We start from the raw sequence: 4,298 nt of genomic DNA, 5'->3' as shown, positions 1-4,298 counted from the left end.
AGGGCTCAACGTAGCCGTGGACAGATGATCCACTGCCGTTTGCTGTGGGTACTCGAGGGCACCCCACAGCTCAACGGCAATCTGAAGCAATTGTTCTGGGCCGAAGTGCCTGAGGGCGATATCCCACAGTTGGGCTTCCTGACATAGTGACAGCCTTTTGCTATTAGCCGCCCTTGGCGGCTAATCCTGGTCTAGCTGGCACAGCCGATCCATCGTGGTCTGTAGCCCTGACTGGTTAGAATGAGCACATTCATGAAGGAGGCAGTCACACATGGCAACCCTCGATATTCCGTCAAAAAACCTGGCCTCATTCATTCGTGCCTTGGCCGAACGCAATGGTGTGGACTTTGTTGAGTCGACATGGGATCGGGTTGCTCGCGTCGCCACTCGACTGGCGGGGGATGATGTAGAACCTGATGAAGTCGAAAGACTGCTCTTGCTCCTGAATCGTAAAGGCTGCATCACCAGTTCAGAAATGATCGTCCTGCACTCTCGATACCTTGACGAAATCAAGCTGATTCACGCTGCACGATGAGTGGGTCGGCCCACCGCACTTCTAATTCAGGTTCAAGCAAACACGTCACTCAATTCTTCAAAGTAGAAAGCGCCGCGGCACGTTTTCAAGCCCGGATCCCCGGAGCATTCAACGCTCGGCAGTAGTAAGACTTCGTAAAGGGCGCAGACGCCTTTTCCAATTCGCTCAGTTACCGGCGAGTAATACCTAATCGCTCGGCGAACTGCACCTTGATCATGCCGCAGATAGCGCGCATCTCGGCAATCCTCTTCCCAAAGCGTCCGGCAATCACAGAATCCTACATGTTACGTAGACCCGACTTCAGGAACGGAATGTCACGTAGACATAACATGCACTGCCTTGACGACAACGACCCTATCGCTCACGACCGATTTGGCTAAACGCGCTGCGTTGCAATCGCGCGCTGCTGGCCCAGACGGCTGAGCCATACTGACCCCAGAATCACCCCACCCCCCACCAGCAGCCTTCCCAGCGGCTCATCCTGGTTCCAGATCAGCAGGTTGATCAACAACCCCACCGGCACATGCAGGTTGTTCATCACCGCCAGCGTCGCGCCGGGGACCAGGCAGGCGCCCTTGTTCCACCAGTACAGGCCAAGGGCGGTCGGGCACAGGCCGAGGAACAGCAGCACCAGCCATTGCACGTCGGTGCTGGGCAGGTGCTGGCTGTTGCCGAATAGCAGGAAGGCCGGCAGCACCACCAGCAAGGCACCCAGGTAGAAGTAGCCGAAGCGCCGGTAGTGCGGGAGGTCGCTGGGATTGCGGGCGATGAGGTGGCGGTACAGCACTTGTCCGGCGGCGTAGGTGAAGTTGGCCAGCTGCAGCAGCAGGAAACCTATGAAGAAGTCACCGGTGATGCTGTCGAAACGGATCACCGCGGCGCCGGCGACGGCCACCAGGGCGGCAATCAGGGCCCATGGATTGAAGCGCCGGTTGAGGGCGTCTTCGATCAGGGTGACGTGCAGGGGGGTGAGGATGGTGAACAGCAGCACTTCGGGCACAGTGAGCACGCGGAAGCTGAGGTAGAGGCAGACGTAGGTGATGCCGTACTGCAAGGCGCCGATCAGCAGCATCGAGCGCATGAAGCGTGGCTCGACCTGGCGCCAGCGGGTCAGCGGCAGAAAGACCAGGCCGGCGAGCAGCACGCGGGCGAGCACGGCGAAGTAGCTGTCGACGTGGCCGGCTAGGTATTCGCCGATCAGGCTGAAGGAAAACGCCTGGATCAGCGCGACGATGATTAGGTAGCCCATGGGTGGCCCTCGGAAAACAAGGCGGGGACCTTAGCGGCTGGGCGGGGTTGGGGCAACCTTTGTGTTGGGGGTGGGTGCTTTGGTGGTTAGGCGGATCAGTCTGGGGGGGTATCAGGGAACCGAAGTGGGAAATGCTAGGGTGCGTGGCAATACCCTGGCAGCAACTGTCTTTGTCCCCTGCCGGCATCGCACAGACTTGTAATCATGCGCCCCGGCGAGGGCTTTGCCCTCGATCGCGGCACAAGGCTCGCTCCCACAAGGCCCGGCGCTGCCGGGCCGGGGGCTGAGATCGCCTTGGGTGGAAGACAGTTGCTCCCACAAGAGCTGTGACAGCTGGCTTCCCAGCGAAACAGGCGACATCCTTGTAACAGGGGTGCTCACGCCACCGCGGCGAGCTGGGCCTTGGCCTGGTTCAGGCCTTTTTCATGGAAGTCGCCGCTCATGTTGAGGCCTTCGGCGTGGATGAAGGTGACGTCATGGATGCCAATGAAGCCCAGCACCTGGCGCAGGTACGGTTCCTGGTGATCGGTGGCGGCGCCGGCATGGATACCGCCGCGGGCCGTGAGCACGTAGGCGCGCTTGCCGGTGAGCAGGCCTTGGGGGCCGGTCGGGGTGTACTTGAAGGTGATGCCGGCGCGCAGCACGTGGTCGAGCCAGGCTTTGAGGGTGCTGGGGATGGCGAAGTTGTACATCGGCGCGGCAAGCACCAGCACATCGGCGGCCAGCACTTCATCCGTGAGCGCGTTGGAGCGCGCCAGGGCCTGCAGCTCCTCGCTGCTACGCTGCTCTTCAGGCTTCATCCAGCCGCCCAGCAGGTTCGCGTCCAGGTGCGGCACCGGGGTGACGGCCAGGTCGCGTACGGTGATCGGGTCCGCCGGATGGGCCGCTTGCCATTGCTGGATGAAATCACGGGTCAGCTGGCGAGACACGGAATCCTGCTGGCGGGCGCTGCTTTCAATGATCAGTACGCGGGACATGGTTGCCTCCATCGGCAAATAAGGGTGCGATTCGATGGAGGTGAGAGTAGAGGTTGACCTATCGATAAAAAAGCGTAAAAACTGGGGCTAATCTATCGATCAATCTGGTCTATTGCGGTTTGCAGTCCAGCGCGATGCGCAGCTTGATGATCTGCCGGTTGAACTTGGCGTTGACGTCCACGCGCTTTCCGGGGGCCACCTGGACCCGGCGCACGCGAGGCGCCTCGGGGCCGTTGCGGAACGTCACCCGGCACTGGGCGGGCACCTGCCCATAGTTGTCGAGGGTGATCGAGCCCATGTCCTGGTCGGTGTCGTAGGTGATGTAGTCGAGCTTCACGCCAGTGACCTTTTTCTCGACGTCGATCGGGTAGGCAACGGCGCTCAGGGGCAGCAGCAACAGCAGTACCGCACAACTCTTCTTCATATGGCGCTCTCCATGAAAGAGCGCAGCTTAGGACAACAGGAGCCGTACATGAAAGCGCCGCGCGTTACCCTGGATCAGTGGCGGACCTTGCAGGCCGTGGTCGACCACGGCGGTTTTGCCCAGGCCGCAGAAGCCTTGCACCGCTCGCAGTCATCGGTGAGCTATACCGTCGCGCGCATGCAGGAGCAGCTCGGCGTGCCACTGCTGCGCATCGACGGGCGCAAGGCGGTGCTGACCGAAGCCGGAAACGTGCTGCTGCGCCGCTCGCGCCAGCTGGTCAAGCAGGCCAGCCAGCTCGAAGACCTGGCGCACCATATGGAGCAGGGTTGGGAGGCCGAAGTGCGGCTGGTGGTCGATGCCGCCTACCCCAGCGCCCGCCTGGTGCGGGCCTTGAGCGCCTTCATGCCGCAGAGCCGGGGCTGCCGGGTGCGCTTGCGCGAAGAAGTGCTGTCAGGGGTCGAGGAGGTGCTGCACGAGGGCATCGCCGACCTTGCGATCAGCGCCGTGAGCATCCCGGGCTACCTGGGCAACGAGCTGAGCGCGGTCGAATTCGTCGCCGTAGCCCACCCCGAGCACCCCCTGCATCGCCTGGGGCGCGAGCTCAACTTCCAGGACCTCGAGAGCCAGCTGCAGGTGGTCATCCGTGACTCGGGCCGCGCTCAGCCGCGCGATGTCGGCTGGCTGGGCGCCGAGCAGCGCTGGACCGTCGGCAGCCTGGCGACCGCGGCGACCTTCGTCGGCAGCGGGCTGGGCTTTGCCTGGCTGCCGCGCCACCTGATCGAACGCGAGCTGCGCGATGGCGTGCTCAAGCCCTTGCCAATGGATAAAGGTGGCAGCCGCCATCCGCTGTTCTACCTTTACTCCAACAAGGACAAGACCCTCGGCCCGGCCACGCAGATCCTCATCGAGCTGCTGCGCAGCTTCGACACCGCGCCGCTGGACGTGCCCTTCGCCGCCCCCGCCCAAGCCTGACAGGACCGCGCCCATGGCCTATTTCGAACACGAAGGATGCTCGCTGCACTTTGAGGAATATGGCCAGGGCGAACCCGTTGTACTGCTGCACGGCCTGGGCTCCAGCTGCCAGGACTGGGAACAGCAGGTGCCGGAGCTTGC

General features: G+C 62.4%; 6 protein-coding genes. 3 read left to right on the top strand and 3 right to left on the bottom strand.

Features of this window, described 5'->3' with window-relative positions:
* The first annotated feature begins 271 nt into the window (after window positions 1-271).
* Window positions 272-535, top strand: coding sequence for a hypothetical protein (locus VJS90_RS20155; protein ID WP_324123393.1), 264 nt, complete (start codon window positions 272-274; stop codon window positions 533-535).
* Window positions 536-911: 376 nt separating this feature from the next.
* Here the strand turns inward: VJS90_RS20155 and VJS90_RS20150 are convergent, their stop codons facing one another.
* From VJS90_RS20150 to VJS90_RS20140, 3 genes are all read right to left on the bottom strand, one after another.
* Window positions 912-1,784 carry a carboxylate/amino acid/amine transporter gene (locus tag VJS90_RS20150; RefSeq protein WP_324123392.1) on the bottom strand — a complete coding sequence of 291 codons (873 nt, stop codon included), beginning with the start codon at window positions 1,782-1,784 and terminating at the stop codon, window positions 912-914.
* Between the two features lie 377 nt (window positions 1,785-2,161).
* Entirely contained in the window at window positions 2,162-2,761 is a 600-nt protein-coding gene (locus VJS90_RS20145; RefSeq protein WP_324123391.1) for an FMN-dependent NADH-azoreductase, read from the bottom strand.
* Between the two features lie 109 nt (window positions 2,762-2,870).
* Window positions 2,871-3,185, bottom strand: a complete 315-nt coding sequence (locus tag VJS90_RS20140; RefSeq protein ID WP_324123390.1) for a 3-phosphoglycerate kinase — start codon at window positions 3,183-3,185, stop codon at window positions 2,871-2,873.
* A 48-nt stretch (window positions 3,186-3,233) separates the two neighbouring features.
* Between VJS90_RS20140 and VJS90_RS20135 the strand changes: the two genes are divergently transcribed.
* Together VJS90_RS20135 and VJS90_RS20130 are read left to right on the top strand one after the other, a co-directional pair.
* Entirely contained in the window at window positions 3,234-4,157 is a 924-nt protein-coding gene (locus VJS90_RS20135; RefSeq protein WP_324123389.1) for a LysR family transcriptional regulator, read from the top strand.
* A gap of 13 nt (window positions 4,158-4,170) precedes the next feature.
* Window positions 4,171-4,298 (top strand): alpha/beta fold hydrolase (locus VJS90_RS20130; RefSeq protein WP_414704958.1); only part of this gene is annotated, 128 nt, incomplete at its 3' end.

This window comes from Pseudomonas sp., assembly GCF_035277045.1.
Lineage (GTDB): Bacteria > Pseudomonadota > Gammaproteobacteria > Pseudomonadales > Pseudomonadaceae > Aquipseudomonas.
Note: the sequence above shows the minus strand (reverse complement) of the source record. Positions and strands in the feature narration are given on the sequence as shown.

Excerpts from the sequence above, each read along its gene's own strand:
- VJS90_RS20155 (WP_324123393.1), top strand. The coding sequence starts at position 272 with ATGGCAACCCTCGATATTCCGTCAAAAAACCTGGCCTCATTCATTCGT.
- VJS90_RS20150 (WP_324123392.1), bottom strand. The coding sequence starts at position 1,784 with ATGGGCTACCTAATCATCGTCGCGCTGATCCAGGCGTTTTCCTTCAGC.
- VJS90_RS20145 (WP_324123391.1), bottom strand. The coding sequence starts at position 2,761 with ATGTCCCGCGTACTGATCATTGAAAGCAGCGCCCGCCAGCAGGATTCC.
- VJS90_RS20140 (WP_324123390.1), bottom strand. The coding sequence starts at position 3,185 with ATGAAGAAGAGTTGTGCGGTACTGCTGTTGCTGCTGCCCCTGAGCGCC.
- VJS90_RS20135 (WP_324123389.1), top strand. The coding sequence starts at position 3,234 with ATGAAAGCGCCGCGCGTTACCCTGGATCAGTGGCGGACCTTGCAGGCC.